The organism is Prevotella sp. AM34-19LB (genome assembly GCF_003468525.1).
Taxonomy (GTDB): Bacteria; Bacteroidota; Bacteroidia; order Bacteroidales; family Bacteroidaceae; genus Prevotella.
Map to the genome: position 1 here is coordinate 17091 of NZ_QSIG01000017.1, position 17750 is coordinate 34840.

Genomic DNA, 17750 nt, shown 5'->3' on the forward strand with positions numbered 1-17750 from the left:
CTTAGATTATAGTTGCGTTACCACCTACTGCCTTGATTGCTTCTTCGGCAGTCTTTGAGAAAGCATTAGCTTCAACTTCCAATTTTGCTGTGAGTTCACCGTTACCGAGAACCTTAACAAGCTCCTTACCATTGGTAAGACCAGCTGCCTTGAGTTCCTCAATACCGATCTTTGTAAGGTTCTTTGCTTCTGCAAGAGCCTGAAGAGTTGAAAGGTTTACTGCGAAGTACTCCTTATGGTTGATATTCTTGAAACCAGCCTTTGGAACACGACGCTGCAATGGCATCTGACCACCTTCGAAACCAATCTTTCTCTTATAACCAGAACGAGCCTTGGCACCCTTGTGACCACGTGTAGAAGTACCACCGAGACCAGAACCTGGACCACGACCAATACGACGACGTGAATGGGTAGAACCTGCAGCAGGTTTCAAATTATTTAATTTCATAATCGTTCCTAATTTTTTGAGATTAATTAATCAACTACACTTACGAGGTGATGAACCTTACGGATCATACCACGGTTGCTAGGAGTATCCTCTACCTCAACAACCTGAGAAATCTTGCGGAGACCCAGACAAGCGAGTGTACGCTTCTGATCAACTGGAGCACCGATCTTACTCTTAATCTGCTTGACTTTAATTGTTGCCATATTCGATAAATCCTAATTAACCGTTAAATACTTTATCCATACTGATACCACGCTCACCTGCTACAGTGTAAGCATCACGCATCTCTGCGAGAGCAGCGATAGTAGCCTTTACCAGGTTGTGGGCATTTGATGAACCCTTAGACTTTGCAATAACGTCCTTGATACCTACGCTCTCAAGAACAGCACGCATAGCACCACCGGCCTTCAAACCAGTACCGGCAGCAGCTGGCTTGATGAGAACCTTAGCACCACCGAAAGCTGTCTCAACCTCGTGAGGTACTGTACCCTTGAGTACAGGAACCTTAACCAAGTTCTTCTTAGCAGCCTCAGTACCCTTAGCAATAGCAGCTGTAACCTCACCTGCCTTACCAAGACCGTAACCGATAACACCGTTACCGTCACCTACAACGACGATAGCAGCGAATGTGAAAGTACGACCACCCTTGGTAACCTTAGTTACACGGTTGATTGCAACCAAGCGATCCTTAAGTACTTCTTCGTTATTTACCTTTACTTTATCCATTGCCATAATCGTTTAAAATTTAAGACCACCATTACGAGCACCGTCAGCCAACTGCTTTACGCGACCGTGGTAAAGATAACCGTTACGGTCGAAAACTACTGTCTCAACGCCAGCAGCCTTTGCCTTCTCAGCGATGAGCTCGCCAACCTTAGTTGCCTGCTCCTGCTTAGGCATCTTCTCCAAACCAAGTGAAGAAGCTGATGCAAGTGTAGTGCCTGTCAAATCATTAATAACCTGAGCGTAAATCTGCTTGTTAGAGCGGAATACACTGAGACGTGGACGCTCAGCTGTTCCGTTAACATTCTTACGAATGCGGAACTTTATCTTAATTCGTCTTTCTACTTTCTTTGTTGTCATAATCGTAAATAATTAAAATTACTTAGCTGAAGCACTCTTACCAGACTTTCTGCGAATAACTTCACCCTTGAAGAGAATACCCTTACCCTTATAAGGCTCAGGCTTGCGGAAAGAACGAATTTTTGCACAAACGAGTCCCAACAACTGCTTGTCGCATGACTCCAATGTCAAGATTGGGTTCTGGTTTCTTTCAGACTTAGTCTCAACCTTAATCTCCTTAGGCAACTGGATGAAAATAGGGTGAGTGTAACCCAAAGCGAACTCGATCAAGTTGCCCTGGTTAGAAACACGATAACCAACACCTACCAATTCCAAAACCTTTGTATAACCAGCGCTAACGCCAACAACCATGTTGTTAACGAGAGAGCGATACAAACCGTGGAAAGCCTGCTTCTGCTTAACATTTACAGGACTATTTTCATCGATTTCAAAGCTAATCTGACCATCTGCGTTGATAAACTTGATAGATGGATCAATCCACTGAGAAAGTTCACCCTTAGGGCCCTTTACTGTACAAACGTGTGAATCGTTGTCATAGTTTACAGTAACACCTGCAGGGATACTAATTGGCAATTTTCCTATTCTAGACATATAAAAGCCTCCAATTAATAAATATAGCAAAGAACCTCGCCACCGATCTTAAGATCAGAAGCCTCTTTGTCTGTCATTACACCTTTGGATGTAGATAAGATAGCAATACCTAATCCGTTAATAACTCTTGGCATGTCCTTGTAACCAGTGTACTTACGCAAACCTGGAGTTGACACGCGCTTCAAACACTTGATAGCGTTTTGCTTTGTAGTTGGGTTGTACTTCAAGGCAACCTTGATTGAGCCCTGAGGACCATCCTCTACAAACTTGTAGTTGAGGATGTAACCTTTCTCGAAGAGGATCTTTGTAATCTCTTTCTTCAAGTTAGACGCAGGAACTTCTACAACACGGTGATGAGCCATGATTGCGTTTCTGAGTCTTGTCAGATAATCTGCTATTGGATCTGTCATAAAATATAAATGTTTAATTAATCGGGACTACCCCGACAATATTAAATAATAAAAAATTCCTTGCCTGTAAAGATTACCAGCTTGCCTTCTTAACACCTGGAATCAAACCTGCAGAAGCCATCTCACGGAACTGGATACGTGAAAGACCGAACTGGCGGATATAACCCTTTGGACGACCAGTGATCTTGCAACGGTTGTGGAGACGGATAGGGTTTGCATTCTTAGGGATAGCCTGAAGCTTACGAGCTGCCTCGTATGCTTCGGCTGGATCATTAGAAGTTGCAATAATCTTTTTCAGAGCTTCGCGCTTCTCAGCGTAACGAGCTACAAGCTTTGCACGCTTAATCTCGCGAGCTTTCATTGATTCTTTTGCCATATCTCTTAATCTTTATTTGCGTTCTTGAATGGAAGACCGAATGCCTTCAGAAGTGCAAAACCTTCCTCGTCTGTCTTAGCAGTAGTAACGAAGGTGATGTTCATACCCTGAATACGGTCAATCTCATCGATGTTGATCTCTGGGAAGATGATCTGCTCTGTGATACCCAATGTGTAGTTACCACGGCCATCGAACTTGCTCTCAATACCCTTGAAGTCGCGGATACGAGGAAGAGAAACACGAACGAGCTTCTCCAAGAACTCGTACATACGCTCACGACGCAATGTTACCATAACACCGATAGGCATCTTCTTACGAAGCTTGAAGTTTGCGATATCCTTCTTAGAATATGTAGCAACAGCCTTCTGACCGGTGATAGCAGTAATCTCGTTGATAGCTACGTCAACAATCTTCTTGTCCTGTGTAGCGTCACCGAGACCCTGGTTGATGACAATCTTCTTCAAAACTGGAATCTCCATTGCTGAAGAATAGTTGAACTGCTTCTGAAGAGCAGGAGCGATTGTCTCCTTATATACTTTCTTTAACTGTGCTGTATCCATTACTTGATTTCCTCCCCTGACTTTTTAGCGATGCGAACAACGTTTTTACCCTCATGCTTGATAGCAACGCGAGTAGCCTTGCCACTCTTAGGATCGATCAAACTCAAATTTGAGATATGAATAGGAGCCTCCTGCTTTACGATGCCTCCCTGAGGATTCTGTGCAGATGCTTAGTGCTCTTAGATACCATGTGCACACCCTCTACGATGGCACGGTTCTCGTCAACGAGGACCTTGAGCACCTTACCTGTCTTGCCCTTATCAGCACCGGCAATAACGATAACGGTATCGTCTTTCTTAATATGTAACTTACTCATTACTTTATACTTTTAAAATATTAAAGAACCTCAGGTGCCAAAGAAACGACTTTCATATTAACTGCACGAAGCTCACGAGCAACAGGGCCGAAGATACGGCTACCACGAAGCTCACCTGCATTGTTGAGCAATACACAAGCGTTATCGTCGAAACGGATATATGAACCGTCTGCACGACGAATCTCCTTCTTTGTGCGAACAATCAAAGCCTTTGATACTGCACCCTTCTTCAAATCACTTGATGGGATAACGTTCTTGACAGCAACGACAATCACGTCACCAACGCTAGCGTAACGACGGCCTGTACCACCGAGAACTCGAATGCAAAGAGCCTCGCGAGCACCGCTGTTATCACATACTGTAAGTCTTGATTCTGCCTGTATCATAATTACTTAGCTTTTTCTACAATTTGTACTAATCTCCATCTCTTTGTCTTAGACAGAGGACGAGTCTCCATGATCATAACTGTATCACCTACGTTAGCCTCATTGTTCTCGTCATGTGCATGGTACTTCTTTGTCTTCTGGACAAACTTACCATAAATAGGGTGCATCTCCTTGAACTTAGCTGCAATAACAATGGTTTTATCCATCTTGTTGCTGATAACAACACCCTGTCTTACTTTTCTTAAATTTCTTGTTTCCATCTGGACCATTATTATTTGTTAAGTTCTCTCTGACGAAGTTCAGTTTTCATACGTGCGATATCACGACGAGCAACCTTAATCTCTGATGGATTCTCAAGTGGAGTTACGTTGTGGTTGATCTTCTTCTTGTTCAAAGCGTCAACTGCTGCCTCCAACTTCTCAACCAATTCCTTGGTCTCGATATTTTTAATTTCTGCAATCTTCATAATTAAGCGTTTTTATCGTAATCACGTCTAACAATAAACTTAGTCTTCACAGGAAGCTTCTGAGCGCAAAGACGGAGTCCCTCCTTTGCAATGTCGAAGCTTACACCCTCTACTTCGAAGAGAATACGACCTGGTGTAACAGGTGCAACCCATCCTGCTGGATCACCCTTACCTTTACCCATTCGGACATCGGCTGGCTTACGAGTGATTGGCTTATCAGGGAAAATGCGAATCCAGACCTGGCCCTGACGGTTCATGTAGCGGTTCAATGCCACACGAGCTGCCTCAATCTGACGGCTATCGATCCACTTTGACTCAAGAGTCTTGATGCCGAAAGAACCGAATGCCAATTGTGTACCTCTGTGAGCGTTGCCCTTATTGCCACGACCATCTTGAGGTCTTCTATATTTTACTCTTTTTGGCTGTAACATGATAGCTTTCTAAAATTTAACGGTTATTGTTTCTTTTACGATTACCACCACGGTTGTTAGAGCGGCCGTTACCACGGTTGTTGCTCTTGTTGTCCTGTGAGAAGTTTGGAGTAAGATCAGCCTTACCATAAACCTCACCACGGCAAATCCATACCTTGATGCCAAGCAAACCTACCTTGGTAAGTGCCTCGCACTGGCAGTAGTCGATGTCTGCACGGAATGTATGGAGAGGTGTACGACCTTCCTTGTACATTTCCTTACGTGCCATTTCAGCACCGTTCAGACGACCTGTAATCTGAATCTTGATACCCTCAGCACCAGCACGCATAGTGTTAGCAACTGCCATCTTGATAGCGCGACGATAAGCAATCATGTGCTCAATCTGGCTCGCGATGTTCTTACCTACGATGGTAGCATCAAGCTCAGGCTTCTTAACCTCGAAGATGTTGATCTGAATATCTTTCTTATAAAGCTTCTTCAACTCTTCCTTCAACTTATCTACATCCTGACCACCTTTACCAATGACAATACCTGGACGGGCTGTGCAAATAGTAATGGTAACAAGCTTCAATGTACGTTCGATAACGATACGAGAAACACTTGCCTTAGCAAGGCGCTCGTTAAGATACTTACGGATTTTCTGATCCTCTACGAGGTTGTCACCGAAGTTCTTACCACCGAACCAATTTGAATCCCAACCACGGATTACACCAAGTCGGTTACTAATCGGATTAACTTTCTGTCCCATTCTATTTAATTATTTTTCGTCATTAGTTTTTGCATCAACAAAGAGAGTAACATGGTTAGAACGCTTACGAATTCTATAACCACGACCCTGTGGTGCAGGTCTCATACGTTTCATTGTAACGCCTTCGTCAACGAAGACCTTACTGATATAAAGCTCACCGTCTTCAGCCTTGCGATTATTCTTTGCCTCCCAGTTAGCGATAGCTGAACGAAGTAATTTCTCAACGTCAGCAGATGCCTGCTTCTTAGAGAAGCGAAGTACTCCGAGTGCGCGGTTAACCTCCATACCACGAATCATGTCTACAACGTAGCGCATCTTACGTGGAGAAGAAGGAACGCCTACCAACTTAGCGAAGTACAAGTTTTTACGGGCTGCCTTCAATTTCTCAGCCGCAATATGTTTTCTTGCTCCCATTATTTACCTAAAATTTTTAAATGGTTTAACCCTTAGCTTACTTTCTGTTACCAGAGTGACCGCCAAAGCGACGTGTTGGAGCAAACTCTCCAAGCTTGTGGCCAACCATATTCTCTGTAACATAAACAGGGATAAATTTATTACCGTTATGAACTGCAACAGTATGTCCTACGAAATCAGGAGATATCATTGAAGCTCTAGCCCATGTCTTAACAACATTCTTCTTGCCACTCTCGTTCATAGCGAGAATCTTCTTCTCGAGAGAAACGTTGATGTATGGACCCTTTTTAAGTGAACGACTCATAATTTACTCTTTATTTTTTGTTAGCTCTTTCGATAATATACTTGTTAGAAAGTTTCTTAGGTGCGCGAGTCTTAAGACCCTTAGCGTACAAGCCCTTACGTGAACGTGGGTGACCACCACTCTGGCGACCTTCACCACCACCCATTGGGTGATCAACAGGGTTCATAACCACACCACGGTTGTGTGGACGACGACCCAACCAGCGTGAGCGACCAGCCTTACCAGACTGTTCAAGTGCGTGGTCTGAGTTACCAACACTACCAACTGTAGCCTTACAAGCACTCAAAATCTGGCGTGTTTCACCAGAAGGGAGCTTAATTACACAATAACTGCCCTCACGAGAAGTCAACTGAGCAAAATTACCAGCCGAACGAACCAACAAAGCACCCTGACCAGGACGCAACTCGATGTTGTGAATCACTGTACCAACAGGGATGTTTGCCAAAGGAAGACAGTTACCGATCTCAGGAGCAGCATCTGCACCTGACATCAAAGTAGCGCCTACCTGAAGTCCGTTAGGAGCAATAATGTAACGTTTTTCACCATCAGCGTAGTAAAGCAATGCGATACGAGCCGAACGATTTGGATCGTACTCGATTGTCTTAACAACTGCTGGAACACCATCTTTCTCACGTTTGAAGTCGATTAAACGATACTTCTGCTTGTGACCACCGCCAATATAGCGAACGGTCATCTTACCGGTGTTGTTTCGACCGCCGGTAGAACGCTTACCGTAAACGAGAGACTTCTCTGGCACGGATGCAGTAATATCCTCGAACGTGCCAATAACCTTGTGTCTTTGACCCGGAGTAACCGGTTTTAATTTACGTACTGCCATTTTTTATTTTAAATATTGCTGTAAAAATCAATTGTATCGCCCTCCTTCAGAGTAACGATTGCCTTCTTGAACGCATTCTTCTGACCCTTAACAAGACCTGCCTTTGTGTAACGGGCAGAGCGCTTGCCAGCGTAGCGAATTGTGTTCACGTCAACTACTGTAACATTATACAGACTCTCAACTTCCTTCTTAATCTCGAGCTTATTAGCCTCAGGACGAACAACGAAGCCATAGCGGTTAGGCTGCTTGTCTGTAATCTTGGTCATCTTCTCAGTAACCAATGGTTTGATAATAAATGCCATATTCTAATATCTCCTTTTTACTTTGTTAAGATCTGGTCGATAGTCTCAAGCGACTTCTCTGTAATCACTACTACATCAGCGTTCAAAACTTTGTACGAATTGACGTTAGATGCGAGGATAACCTCAGCGCGCTGTAAGTTACGTGCAGACAAATATACGTTTTTATTTGATTCTGGCAAAACGAAGAGTACCTTTTTGCCCTCGATTTTAAGATTCTTAAGAACACTTAAGAATTCTTTAGTCTTTGGAGCCTCAAAAGTGAAATCTTCCAACATCACGATTGCGCTCTCCTGTGCCTTATAAGACAAAGCAGACTTACGAGCAAGAATCTTTACCTTCTTGTTGAGCTTGAAGCGGTAATCACGTGGCTTAGGACCAAATACGCGAGCACCACCTACGAGTACAGGTGAGTTAATATCACCACGGCGAGCACCGCCGCCGCCCTTCTGACGACCAAGCTTACGAGTAGAACCGCTCATCTCGCTTCTCTCCTTAGACTTAGCTGTACCCTGACGCTGGTTAGCGAGATACTGCTTTACGTCGAGGTAGAGAACGTGATCGTTAGGCTCAATGCCGAAGACTGCATCATTAAGAGCTACCTTGCGGCCGGTCTCCTGACCTTTGATATCTAATACGCTAACTTCCATTATTTCTCAATTAAAACAGTTGAACCTTTGCATCCAGCGAAAGAACCCTTAACGATAAGGAGATTCTGCTCTGGAATTACCTTTAACACCTGAAGGTTCTGAGTTGTTACTCTGTCACCTCCCATTTGGCCGCCCATGCGCATACCCTTGAATACCTTTGCAGGGTAAGAACATGCACCAATAGATCCCGGCTTGCGAGCGCGGTCATCCTGACCGTGAGTAGACTGACCTACACCACCGAATCCGTGACGCTTTACAACGCCCTGGAAGCCTTTACCCTTTGATGTACCAATTACGTCAACGAACTTGCAGCCGTTGAAGATATCAACTGTAATGGTGTCACCGAGGTTGTACTCCTCATCAAACTTGAACTCGGCCAAGTGCTTCTTAGGTGTTGTGCCTGCCTTCTTGAAGATTCCCATCATAGGCTGAGAGGTGCGATTCTCCTTAGCCTCGCCGAAACCTAACTGATAAGCCTTGTAACCATCCTTCTCTACGGTCTTAATCTGGGTTACAACACAAGGACCTACTTCGATAACAGTGCACGGAATATTCTTACCGTCGGCACTGAAAACGGATGTCATTCCGATTTTTCTTCCAATTAATCCTGGCATTTCAATTTAATTTTTAATAATTAGACTTTGATTTCTACTTCTACACCACTTGGCAATTCAAGCTTCATCAAGGCATCAACAGTCTTAGCTGTTGAGCTGTAGATGTCGATGAGACGCTTGAAATCTGAGAGCTGGAACTGCTCGCGAGACTTCTTGTTAACGAAAGTACTGCGGTTTACAGTAAAAATACGCTTGTGTGTTGGCAATGGAATAGGACCGCTAACGATAGCGCCTGTTGCCTTAACAGCCTTCACAATCTTCTCAGCTGACTTGTCAACCAACTGGTGGTCGTAAGACTTCAGCTTAATTCTGATTTTCTGACTCATTTTTAAAATTAAGTTATTATTAATATGAATTATTTTAGTCTAATGGAAGAAGAGGTACGCTGCTTAAGAGTCATTCGCTAAGCAGCGCCTCATCTTACCGTTATTTCTTTATTTGATTAAAGGAGTTCTGCGTGACCCTTAACCTCCTCCAACACTGCCTTAGCGATTGTTGAAGAGAGAGCTGCGTGGTGATCATACTCCATAGAGCTTGTTGCACGACCAGAAGTGATAGTACGCAAAGCTGTTACATAACCGAACATCTCAGCCAATGGAACCATAGCCTTTACGACGCGAGCGCCGCTACGACCTTCCTCCATACCCTGAACGAGACCACGGCGCTTGTTCAAGTCACCGATTACGTCACCCATGTTCTCTTCTGGAGTAACAACCTCTACCTTCATGATAGGCTCCATCAAAACAGGACCTGCCTTAGGGCAAAGTACCTTAAATGCCTGATGTGCCACCAACTCGAATGACAACTGGTCAGAGTCAACTGGGTGGAAGCTACCATCGGTCAAAGTTACCTTCAAACCTGTCATTGGGAAGCCACCGAGTACACCATTTGACAAGCAGTCAGCGAAGCCCTTCTGTACAGATGGGATGAATTCCTTAGGGACGTTACCACCCTTAACCTCGTTGATGAACTGCAAGTCGCCCTCCTTGTAATCCTCGTCCTTAGGACCGATGGTTACATCGATACAAGCAAACTTACCACGACCACCAGACTGCTTCTTGTAAGTCTCACGGCTCTGAGCAGTCTTAGTGATAGCCTCCTTGTAGTTAACCTGAGGCTTACCCTGGTTACACTCAACCTTGAACTCACGCTTCAAACGGTCGATGATGATATCCAAGTGGAGCTCACCCATACCAGAGATGATAGTCTGACCGCTCTGCTCATCTGTACGAACTGTGAAGGTTGGGTCTTCCTCAGCCAACTTAGCGAGACCGTTGTCCATCTTAGCGATGTCTGCCTGGCTCTTTGGCTCAACTGCGATAGAGATCACAGTATCAGGGAATGTCATAGACTCCAGTACGATTGGGTGATCCTCATCACAGAGTGTATCACCAGTACGGATATCCTTGAAACCTACACCTGCACCGATATCACCAGCATCGATAGACTCCATTGGGATTTCCTGCTTAGAGTTCATCTGGAAGAGACGGCTGATACGCTCGCGCTTGCCAGAACGTGGGTTGTAAACATAAGAACCAGCAACAACCTTACCTGAGTAAACACGGAAGAATACCAAGCGGCCCATGAATGGGTCGGTAGCAATCTTAAATGCGAGAGCAGATGTAGGCTCATCCTCAGATGGCTTACGATCCTCTTCCTCCTCAGTATCAGGGTTAGTACCGATGATGTTTGGAGTATCCATTGGTGAAGGCAAGAATGCACATACATAGTCGAGCAATGGCTGAACACCCTTGTTCTTGTATGAAGAACCGAGCAACATTGGGCAGCACTCCATAGCGCAGCAGCCCTTGCGGATAGCAGCGAGGAGCTTATCCTCTGGAATATCCTGACCCTCAAGGTAAAGCTCCATCACCTCGTCATCGAAGTTAGCAGCACCCTCGAGGAGCTTATCACGCCACTCAGCAGCCTCATCAGCCAAGTCAGCAGGAATATCCTCTACATCATACTCAGCACCCATAGTCTCATCGTGCCAGAGAATAGCCTTCATCTTGATCAGGTCAACTACACCCTTGAAGTTCTCCTCAGCACCAATAGGAATCTGAATAGCAATAGGATTAGCACCCAAGATATCCTTCATCTGCTGTACTGTCTCAAAGAAGTTAGCACCAGAACGGTCCATCTTGTTTACATAACCGATACGAGGTACATTGTACTTGTCAGCCTGGCGCCATACTGTCTCTGACTGTGGCTGTACACCGTCAGCTGCAGAATATGTAGCAACAGCACCATCGAGTACACGGAGTGAACGCTCAACCTCAGCAGTGAAGTCAACGTGTCCCGGAGTATCGATCAAGTTGATCTTATAAGACTTACCGAGATAGTTCCAGTTACAAGTTGTAGCTGCAGAAGTGATAGTAATACCACGCTCCTGCTCCTGGGCCATCCAGTCCATTGTAGCAGCACCATCGTGTACCTCACCAATCTTATGAGTCTTACCTGTGTAGAACAAGATACGCTCAGATGTTGTTGTCTTACCGGCATCGATGTGCGCCATGATACCGATGTTACGTGTCAAATGTAAATCGCGATTTGCCATTTTCTTTTAAACCTATTTTATAAATTAAATTAGAATCTGAAGTGAGCAAATGCACGGTTAGCCTCAGCCATACGATGCATATCCTCCTTGCGCTTGAATGCGCCACCCTGGTTGTTATAAGCATCCATAATCTCTGCAGCGAGCTTATCTGCCATAGTCTTACCACCACGCTTGCGAGCGAAGATAATAAGATTCTTCATAGAGATACTCTCCTTGCGATCAGGACGAATTTCTGTAGGAACCTGGAAGGTTGCACCACCAATACGGCGGCTCTTAACCTCAACCTGTGGAGTAATATTATCGAGAGCCTGCTTCCAAATCTCAAGTGCAGACTTCTCCTCGTTAGCCATCTTAGCCTTTACGGTATCGAGTGCATTGTAGAAAATCTCATAAGATGTATTCTTCTTACCATCATACATCAAATGATTTACGAATTTAGAGACCTTCTGGTCATTGAAGACTGGATCTGGGAGGATCACTCTCTTCTTTGGTTTTGCTTTTCTCATTTTTTAATCAAAAAAATTTAAATTCTGCATGGGGCTGTATATCGTTCTTCAACACTCGCACCCGAGTATTTACTCAACCTGTTACTTCTCCAGCAAAACGTTTAATAAAAATAATCTTTTACCTAAACTCTCGACCTTCTCCGACCGTGAGTTTTCGGATTTGTTTTTAATTTTGTCCGGATTAGAATTACTTCTTTGCCTTTGGACGCTTAGCACCGTACTTAGAACGACGCTGTGTGCGGTTTGCAACACCTGCGGTATCAAGAGTACCACGAACGATGTGATAACGAACACCTGGGAGGTCCTTAACACGACCACCGCGAACCAACACGATTGAGTGCTCCTGCAAGTTGTGACCCTCTCCTGGGATGTAAGAGTTAACCTCCTTAGAGTTTGTCAAACGAACACGGGCAACCTTACGCATTGCCGAATTAGGCTTCTTTGGAGTTGTTGTGTAAACACGAACACAAACACCACGACGCTGAGGACATGAATCCAAAGCTGGTGACTTGCTCTTGTCTACCAATACTCGTCTGCCTTTTCTTACTAACTGTGAAATAGTAGGCATAATTTTACTTTTTAATTTATTATTTTATTTTTATTATTGTCTTATTTCCGTATAAGCCACCACCTTATGGGGCTTTTCGGGGTGCAAAGTTACGACTTTTTCGGCAAACTACCTAAATATTAAGGAGACTTTTAAAAAACGAGGGCTAGTTTTAACTTTATATAACTATTAAAAACAAATATTATAAAGAAAAAGCGGTATTTAGCAGGAAATTTAGTCTTAGTATGTATGTGATTATGCATTATGCCTCACCTTTTGGTGTGCCAAATGGAGCAATAGTACGCTCAGGTTCGTCAGCCAACTTAATCTTACCGAAAGCCTGCTCGTAGTTATAAACATTGCTCTGCAATGCCTGGAGCAAACGCTTGGCATGCTCAGGTGCCATGATGACACGGCTCTTGATCTGAGGTGCTGGCATTCCTGGAAGTGCACATGCGAAATCCAAGATGAAATCTGAACTAGAATGAGTAATCAGTGCCAAGTTAGAGTATGTACCCTCTGCTACTTCTGGGCTGATGCCCATCTGGAACTGATTCTGCTGCTGTTGATTATTCTTATTTTCTTCCATAATTTTATTAAGCTAATAGGATTAAACTTTAAATGATAGTGCAAATTTACACATAATATCTGAAAAAAAAGAATAAATTGCCAATTATTTTGTATTAAAAGTCCTTTCACACTAAAATACTTCTAATACAAAGACATAATTTCTGCATTACCTGCACCTGAGCAAAAAAAAGAAGTTGATTTGATATCATCAACAAGCAGGCAATAGATAGAAAAGAGCCATAGATGATGACTCACCTATGCTCTTATACCTTATTATATATATGTTACTCTAACCTTCAGATTAGTCCACGATTGGAGAATCTGCATAGTCGAGTACATTCTTTCTGTTAGCCTGCATACGCTCGTACTCTTCCTTAGAACCAACAACAAGCTTCTCCCACTGACGGAGACCTGTACCTGCAGGAATCAAGTGACCACAGATAACATTCTCCTTCATTCCCTCAAGGTAATCTACCTTTCCACGAATAGCAGCCTCGTTCAAGACCTTAGTGGTCTCCTGGAAGGAAGCAGCACTCATGAAGCTCTTAGTACCAAGAGCGGCACGGGTAATACCCTGGAGAATCTGAGTAGATGTTGCAGCTACTGCATCACGAACCTGAACAAGCTTCATATCGCGACGCTTCAATGCAGAGTTCTCATCACGCAACTTACGGGCAGTGATGATCTGACCAGGCTTGAGTTCAGTGCTGTCACCAGCGTGGACAACAACCTTCTTACCCCAGATACGGTCGTTCTCCTCAGCGAAGTCGAGCTTATCAACCAACTCCTGCTCCAAAAATGTAGTATCACCTGGATCGTCGATACGAACCTTACGCATCATCTGACGAACAACCACCTCGAAGTGCTTATCGTTGATAGCCACACCCTGAAGACGATAAACGTCCTGGATCTGGTTAACGATGTACTCCTGAACAGCGGTAGGACCCATAATAGCGAGGATATCGCCTGGAGTTACACTACCATCAGAAAGAGGAGTACCAGCACGTACAGCGTCATGCTCCTGTACCAGAATCTGCTTAGAGAGTGATACGAGATACTTCTTCTGGTCGCCAGTCTTAGAGGTTACGATGATCTCACGGTTACCACGTTTTACCTTACCCATAGTTACCTCACCATCGATTTCAGATACAACAGCTGGGTTAGATGGGTTACGAGCCTCGAGAAGCTCGGTTACACGTGGAAGACCACCGGTGATATCACCAGCACCACCTACGGCACGAGGAATCTTAACCAAGACCTCACCTGTCTTAATGGTCTGACCATCCTCTACGACGAGGTGACCACCTACAGGGAAGTTATATGTACCTACAATCTCACCGTTTGCATCAATAACATCACAAGAAGGAACCATCGCCTTATTCTTAGAATCGGTAATGATCTTCTCCTCCAAACCAGTAGTCTCATCGACCTCGGCACGGTAGGTCTGATCCTTCTGAACGTCGTTGAACTTCAAGGTACCAGCGTACTGGCTGACGATTACGGCGTTGAATGGGTCCCAACGAGCAATCACGGTATCCTTTTCTACAATCTCACCTTCCTTGTGATACAAAGAAGAACCATAAGGTACATTCAATGTAGCCAGGATGATGTTTGTATTTGGATCAACGAAACGGATTTCAGCCAAGTGGCTTACTACCTTCTCGCACTTGATATCGTTGCCTTCCTCATCTTCCTCTACGAATGGAACAGTGCTCAACTCATCAAACTCGATGCGAGACTTGTTCTTTGCAGCAATCTTAGCGTTGGCAGCAGCGTTAGACGCAATACCACCGGCGTGGAAGGTACGGAGAGTAAGCTGAGTACCAGGCTCACCGATAGCCTGTGCAGCGATGACACCCACAGCCTCACCGAGCTGAACCATACGAGCTGTAGCCAAGTTACGGCCGTAACACTTCATGCAGACACCCTTCTTGCTCTCACAAGTGAGTACAGAACGGATCTCAACGCTCTCGATTGGAGACTCATCGATGATCTTAGCCTTAGCCTCAGTGATTTCCTCACCAGACTTAACGATCAACTCACCTGTTGTAGGGTGGATGATATCGTGTACCGATACACGACCCAAGATACGCTCGTAGAGAGAAGAGATAATCTCATCACCATTCTTCAAAGCGGTGCAAACCAAGCCGCGCAAGGTACCGCAATCCTCCTGAGTAATGATGACATCATGAGATACGTCAACAAGACGACGAGTCAAGTAACCAGCATCGGCAGTCTTCATCGCGGTATCAGCAAGACCCTTACGAGCACCGTGAGAAGCGATAAAGTACTCCAACACAGACATACCCTCCTTAAAGTTAGAAAGGATAGGGTTCTCAATGATCTGCGCACCTTCTGCACCAGCCTTCTGAGGCTTAGCCATCAAACCACGCATACCAGACAACTGCTTAATCTGATCCTTAGAACCACGGGCTCCAGAGTCAAGCATCATATAAACGGCGTTGAATCCCTGGTCTGCCTCAGTCATCTCCTTCATCAGGATATTACCCAAATCGGTATTTACGTGAGTCCACGCATCGATAACCTGGTTGTAACGCTCCTTGTTGGTGATGAAACCCATATTATAATTGTTGGTGATTTCCTCAACCTCCTTGCGACCACGCTCAACAATCTCCTCCTTCTCTGGTGGAATGATGATATCGCCAAGGTTGAATGACAAACCAGCAACGTATGCCATACGATAACCCAAGTTCTTGATACCATCAAGGAAGGCACAAGCCTCTGCCATACCAACAGCCTTGATTACATTAGAAATCAAGCCGCGGAGTGTCTTCTTAGAGATAACGTCATTGAAGAAGCCTACCTCATCTGGGATGATACCATTCACGATAACACGACCCACAGAGGTCTCAATCATACGCTTCTGGATTTTACCATCAACCAAGTCGTCAACGATTACCTTAACCAAAGCGTGGAGATCACAACGACCCTCATTACGAGCGATCAAAGCCTCCTCAGGACCGTAGAATATCAAGCCCTCGCCCTTAGCACCTGGACGAATCTTTGTAATATAATAGAGACCAAGCACCATATCCTGAGAAGGAACGGTGATAGGCGCACCATTAGCTGGGTTCAAAATATTGTGGCTCTGGAGCATCAGGATCTGAGTCTCCAAGATAGCCTCATTACTCAATGGAAGGTGAACAGCCATCTGGTCACCATCGAAGTCGGCGTTGAACGCTGTACATGCCAATGGGTGCAACTGGATAGCCTTACCCTCGATCATCTTAGGCTGGAAAGCCTGGATACCGAGACGGTGAAGTGTAGGGGCACGGTTCAACATAACCGGATGACCCTTCATTACATTCTCCAGAATATCCCAGATAACTGGCTCGCGACGATCAACAATCTTCTTGGCACTCTTGACAGTCTTTACGATACCACGCTCTATCAACTTACGGATGATGAATGGTTTGTAAAGCTCTGCAGCCATCAACTTAGGAAGACCGCACTCACCCATCTTCAACTCAGGACCTACAACAATAACGGAACGAGCAGAATAGTCAACACGCTTACCCAACAAGTTCTGACGGAAACGACCCTGCTTACCCTTCAAAGAGTCAGAGAGAGACTTCAAAGGACGATTGCTCTCGCTCTTTACAGCAGAGCTCTTGCGTGAGTTGTCGAACAAACTGTCAACAGCCTCCTGCAACATACGCTTCTCGTTACGGAGAATCACCTCAGGAGCCTTGATCTCAACCAATCGCTTCAAACGGTTGTTACGAATGATGACACGACGATAGAGATCATTCAAGTCTGATGTTGCAAAACGACCACCATCCAGAGGTACCAAAGGACGAAGCTCTGGAGGAGTAACAGGGATGATCTTCATCACCATCCACTCAGGCTTGTTGATTCCCTTGCTGGCACGGAAGCCCTCTACTACGTTCAGGCGCTTCAATGCCTCAGTCTTGCGCTGCTGGCTAGAGTCATTGTTGGCACGGTCGCGGAGCTCGTATGACAAAGAGTCGAGATCCACATTCTGCAACAACTGGTAGATAGCCTCGGCACCCATCTTAGCAACGAACTTATTAGGATCTGTATCTTCCAAACGCTCGTTATCGCCATTTGGGTCGTACTGATCAAGAATAGCCATATACTCGTCCTCTGACAAGAGGTCGAGCTTATGAGAACCATTCAACTCAATGCCGTCAGCATCAGTCTTACCCTCAAGAATACCTGGCTGGATCACTACATACTTCTCGTAGTAGATAACAGCATCAAGCTTCTTGGTTGGCATACCGAGAAGGTAACCAATCTTATTAGGGAGAGAACGGAAGTACCAGATGTGAGCTACTGGTACAACAAGCTCGATGTGACCAGAACGCTCACGACGAACCTTCTTCTCAGTAACCTCTACACCGCATCGGTCGCAGACGATTCCCTTATAACGGATACGCTTGTACTTGCCGCAGGCGCACTCATAGTCCTTGGTAGGACCAAAAATGCGCTCGCAGAAGAGACCATCACGCTCCGGCTTATATGTTCGATAATTAATGGTTTCAGGCTTAGTAACCTCACCATACGAATTTTCCAGGATCTCCTCTGGTGAAGCGAGACCGATGGTAATCTTCGTAAAATTATTCTTTACCTTTGTATCTTTTTTGAAAGCCAT

25 protein-coding genes and 1 pseudogene are annotated in these 17750 nt (G+C 44.9%); all 26 read right to left on the bottom strand.

The window, feature by feature from the left end:
* Window position 1: 1 nt before the first annotated feature.
* On the bottom strand, window positions 2-448 hold the full coding sequence (gene rplO, locus DW830_RS06895; protein WP_089543916.1) for a 50S ribosomal protein L15: 447 nt from the start codon (window positions 446-448) through the stop codon (window positions 2-4).
* A gap of 26 nt (window positions 449-474) precedes the next feature.
* On the bottom strand, window positions 475-651 hold the full coding sequence (gene rpmD, locus DW830_RS06900) for a 50S ribosomal protein L30 (protein ID WP_089543917.1): 177 nt from the start codon (window positions 649-651) through the stop codon (window positions 475-477).
* Between the two features lie 16 nt (window positions 652-667).
* Complete coding sequence (gene rpsE / locus DW830_RS06905) at window positions 668-1180, bottom strand: 30S ribosomal protein S5 (protein ID WP_117662536.1); 513 nt, start codon at window positions 1178-1180, stop codon at window positions 668-670.
* Between the two features lie 6 nt (window positions 1181-1186).
* Window positions 1187-1531: a 50S ribosomal protein L18 gene (gene rplR, locus DW830_RS06910; RefSeq protein ID WP_119249380.1), complete on the bottom strand. Its 345-nt coding sequence runs from the start codon at window positions 1529-1531 to the stop codon at window positions 1187-1189.
* A gap of 18 nt (window positions 1532-1549) precedes the next feature.
* Window positions 1550-2122 (bottom strand): 50S ribosomal protein L6, encoded by a 573-nt coding sequence (rplF, locus tag DW830_RS06915; protein WP_119249381.1) that lies wholly within the window; start codon window positions 2120-2122, stop codon window positions 1550-1552.
* Between the two features lie 14 nt (window positions 2123-2136).
* A complete protein-coding gene (gene rpsH, locus DW830_RS06920) occupies window positions 2137-2532 on the bottom strand; it encodes a 30S ribosomal protein S8 (protein WP_006848822.1) in 396 nt (131 codons plus the stop codon).
* A 73-nt stretch (window positions 2533-2605) separates the two neighbouring features.
* Entirely contained in the window at window positions 2606-2908 is a 303-nt protein-coding gene (rpsN, locus tag DW830_RS06925; RefSeq protein WP_089543921.1) for a 30S ribosomal protein S14, read from the bottom strand.
* Window positions 2909-2913: 5 nt separating this feature from the next.
* Entirely contained in the window at window positions 2914-3468 is a 555-nt protein-coding gene (rplE, locus tag DW830_RS06930) for a 50S ribosomal protein L5 (protein ID WP_022122149.1), read from the bottom strand.
* Window positions 3468-3784 (bottom strand): annotated as a pseudogene (rplX, locus tag DW830_RS06935) (50S ribosomal protein L24). The gene rplE and the pseudogene rplX overlap by 1 nt, the downstream one beginning before the upstream one ends.
* Before the next feature lie 20 nt (window positions 3785-3804).
* A complete protein-coding gene (rplN, locus tag DW830_RS06940; protein WP_089543923.1) occupies window positions 3805-4170 on the bottom strand; it encodes a 50S ribosomal protein L14 in 366 nt (121 codons plus the stop codon).
* A gap of 2 nt (window positions 4171-4172) precedes the next feature.
* Complete coding sequence (gene rpsQ, locus DW830_RS06945) at window positions 4173-4439, bottom strand: 30S ribosomal protein S17 (RefSeq protein WP_006848827.1); 267 nt, start codon at window positions 4437-4439, stop codon at window positions 4173-4175.
* Window positions 4440-4441: 2 nt separating this feature from the next.
* On the bottom strand, window positions 4442-4636 hold the full coding sequence (gene rpmC / locus DW830_RS06950; RefSeq protein ID WP_006848828.1) for a 50S ribosomal protein L29: 195 nt from the start codon (window positions 4634-4636) through the stop codon (window positions 4442-4444).
* Window positions 4637-4638: 2 nt separating this feature from the next.
* Window positions 4639-5067 carry a 50S ribosomal protein L16 gene (rplP, locus tag DW830_RS06955; RefSeq protein ID WP_006848829.1) on the bottom strand — a complete coding sequence of 143 codons (429 nt, stop codon included), beginning with the start codon at window positions 5065-5067 and terminating at the stop codon, window positions 4639-4641.
* Window positions 5068-5083: 16 nt separating this feature from the next.
* The gene (gene rpsC / locus DW830_RS06960) at window positions 5084-5815 is read right to left on the bottom strand and encodes a 30S ribosomal protein S3 (RefSeq protein WP_089543924.1); all 732 of its coding nucleotides are present in this window, start codon (window positions 5813-5815) and stop codon (window positions 5084-5086) included.
* A 9-nt stretch (window positions 5816-5824) separates the two neighbouring features.
* Window positions 5825-6229, bottom strand: a complete 405-nt coding sequence (gene rplV, locus DW830_RS06965) for a 50S ribosomal protein L22 (protein WP_119249382.1) — start codon at window positions 6227-6229, stop codon at window positions 5825-5827.
* 37 nt (window positions 6230-6266) lie between these two features.
* Entirely contained in the window at window positions 6267-6533 is a 267-nt protein-coding gene (rpsS, locus tag DW830_RS06970; RefSeq protein ID WP_006848832.1) for a 30S ribosomal protein S19, read from the bottom strand.
* Window positions 6534-6543: 10 nt separating this feature from the next.
* The gene (gene rplB / locus DW830_RS06975; RefSeq protein ID WP_006848833.1) at window positions 6544-7371 is read right to left on the bottom strand and encodes a 50S ribosomal protein L2; all 828 of its coding nucleotides are present in this window, start codon (window positions 7369-7371) and stop codon (window positions 6544-6546) included.
* An 8-nt stretch (window positions 7372-7379) separates the two neighbouring features.
* Window positions 7380-7673 carry a 50S ribosomal protein L23 gene (gene rplW, locus DW830_RS06980; RefSeq protein ID WP_006848834.1) on the bottom strand — a complete coding sequence of 98 codons (294 nt, stop codon included), beginning with the start codon at window positions 7671-7673 and terminating at the stop codon, window positions 7380-7382.
* 17 nt (window positions 7674-7690) lie between these two features.
* Entirely contained in the window at window positions 7691-8320 is a 630-nt protein-coding gene (gene rplD / locus DW830_RS06985) for a 50S ribosomal protein L4 (RefSeq protein ID WP_089543926.1), read from the bottom strand.
* Complete coding sequence (gene rplC, locus DW830_RS06990; RefSeq protein ID WP_119249383.1) at window positions 8320-8934, bottom strand: 50S ribosomal protein L3; 615 nt, start codon at window positions 8932-8934, stop codon at window positions 8320-8322. Before rplC ends, rplD begins: the two co-directional genes overlap by 1 nt.
* 20 nt (window positions 8935-8954) lie before the next feature.
* Complete coding sequence (gene rpsJ, locus DW830_RS06995; protein WP_006283658.1) at window positions 8955-9260, bottom strand: 30S ribosomal protein S10; 306 nt, start codon at window positions 9258-9260, stop codon at window positions 8955-8957.
* A 116-nt stretch (window positions 9261-9376) separates the two neighbouring features.
* Window positions 9377-11491: an elongation factor G gene (gene fusA / locus DW830_RS07000; RefSeq protein ID WP_119249384.1), complete on the bottom strand. Its 2115-nt coding sequence runs from the start codon at window positions 11489-11491 to the stop codon at window positions 9377-9379.
* A gap of 29 nt (window positions 11492-11520) precedes the next feature.
* Entirely contained in the window at window positions 11521-11997 is a 477-nt protein-coding gene (gene rpsG / locus DW830_RS07005) for a 30S ribosomal protein S7 (RefSeq protein ID WP_022110377.1), read from the bottom strand.
* A 187-nt stretch (window positions 11998-12184) separates the two neighbouring features.
* Window positions 12185-12565, bottom strand: coding sequence for a 30S ribosomal protein S12 (gene rpsL, locus DW830_RS07010; RefSeq protein ID WP_006848839.1), 381 nt, complete (start codon window positions 12563-12565; stop codon window positions 12185-12187).
* A gap of 241 nt (window positions 12566-12806) precedes the next feature.
* Window positions 12807-13133 (bottom strand): DUF3467 domain-containing protein, encoded by a 327-nt coding sequence (locus DW830_RS07015; protein WP_089543929.1) that lies wholly within the window; start codon window positions 13131-13133, stop codon window positions 12807-12809.
* Window positions 13134-13415: 282 nt separating this feature from the next.
* Entirely contained in the window at window positions 13416-17750 is a 4335-nt protein-coding gene (gene rpoC / locus DW830_RS07020; RefSeq protein WP_119249385.1) for a DNA-directed RNA polymerase subunit beta', read from the bottom strand.

Excerpts from the sequence above, each read along its gene's own strand:
- rplO (WP_089543916.1), bottom strand. The coding sequence starts at position 448 with ATGAAATTAAATAATTTGAAACCTGCTGCAGGTTCTACCCATTCACGT.
- rpmD (WP_089543917.1), bottom strand. The coding sequence starts at position 651 with ATGGCAACAATTAAAGTCAAGCAGATTAAGAGTAAGATCGGTGCTCCA.
- rpsE (WP_117662536.1), bottom strand. The coding sequence starts at position 1,180 with ATGGCAATGGATAAAGTAAAGGTAAATAACGAAGAAGTACTTAAGGAT.
- rplR (WP_119249380.1), bottom strand. The coding sequence starts at position 1,531 with ATGACAACAAAGAAAGTAGAAAGACGAATTAAGATAAAGTTCCGCATT.
- rplF (WP_119249381.1), bottom strand. The coding sequence starts at position 2,122 with ATGTCTAGAATAGGAAAATTGCCAATTAGTATCCCTGCAGGTGTTACT.
- rpsH (WP_006848822.1), bottom strand. The coding sequence starts at position 2,532 with ATGACAGATCCAATAGCAGATTATCTGACAAGACTCAGAAACGCAATC.
- rpsN (WP_089543921.1), bottom strand. The coding sequence starts at position 2,908 with ATGGCAAAAGAATCAATGAAAGCTCGCGAGATTAAGCGTGCAAAGCTT.
- rplE (WP_022122149.1), bottom strand. The coding sequence starts at position 3,468 with ATGGATACAGCACAGTTAAAGAAAGTATATAAGGAGACAATCGCTCCT.
- rplN (WP_089543923.1), bottom strand. The coding sequence starts at position 4,170 with ATGATACAGGCAGAATCAAGACTTACAGTATGTGATAACAGCGGTGCT.
- rpsQ (WP_006848827.1), bottom strand. The coding sequence starts at position 4,439 with ATGGTCCAGATGGAAACAAGAAATTTAAGAAAAGTAAGACAGGGTGTT.
- rpmC (WP_006848828.1), bottom strand. The coding sequence starts at position 4,636 with ATGAAGATTGCAGAAATTAAAAATATCGAGACCAAGGAATTGGTTGAG.
- rplP (WP_006848829.1), bottom strand. The coding sequence starts at position 5,067 with ATGTTACAGCCAAAAAGAGTAAAATATAGAAGACCTCAAGATGGTCGT.
- rpsC (WP_089543924.1), bottom strand. The coding sequence starts at position 5,815 with ATGGGACAGAAAGTTAATCCGATTAGTAACCGACTTGGTGTAATCCGT.
- rplV (WP_119249382.1), bottom strand. The coding sequence starts at position 6,229 with ATGGGAGCAAGAAAACATATTGCGGCTGAGAAATTGAAGGCAGCCCGT.
- rpsS (WP_006848832.1), bottom strand. The coding sequence starts at position 6,533 with ATGAGTCGTTCACTTAAAAAGGGTCCATACATCAACGTTTCTCTCGAG.
- rplB (WP_006848833.1), bottom strand. The coding sequence starts at position 7,371 with ATGGCAGTACGTAAATTAAAACCGGTTACTCCGGGTCAAAGACACAAG.
- rplW (WP_006848834.1), bottom strand. The coding sequence starts at position 7,673 with ATGGCATTTATTATCAAACCATTGGTTACTGAGAAGATGACCAAGATT.
- rplD (WP_089543926.1), bottom strand. The coding sequence starts at position 8,320 with ATGGAAGTTAGCGTATTAGATATCAAAGGTCAGGAGACCGGCCGCAAG.
- rplC (WP_119249383.1), bottom strand. The coding sequence starts at position 8,934 with ATGCCAGGATTAATTGGAAGAAAAATCGGAATGACATCCGTTTTCAGT.
- rpsJ (WP_006283658.1), bottom strand. The coding sequence starts at position 9,260 with ATGAGTCAGAAAATCAGAATTAAGCTGAAGTCTTACGACCACCAGTTG.
- fusA (WP_119249384.1), bottom strand. The coding sequence starts at position 11,491 with ATGGCAAATCGCGATTTACATTTGACACGTAACATCGGTATCATGGCG.
- rpsG (WP_022110377.1), bottom strand. The coding sequence starts at position 11,997 with ATGAGAAAAGCAAAACCAAAGAAGAGAGTGATCCTCCCAGATCCAGTC.
- rpsL (WP_006848839.1), bottom strand. The coding sequence starts at position 12,565 with ATGCCTACTATTTCACAGTTAGTAAGAAAAGGCAGACGAGTATTGGTA.
- DW830_RS07015 (WP_089543929.1), bottom strand. The coding sequence starts at position 13,133 with ATGGAAGAAAATAAGAATAATCAACAGCAGCAGAATCAGTTCCAGATG.
- rpoC (WP_119249385.1), bottom strand. The coding sequence starts at position 17,750 with ATGGCTTTCAAAAAAGATACAAAGGTAAAGAATAATTTTACGAAGATT.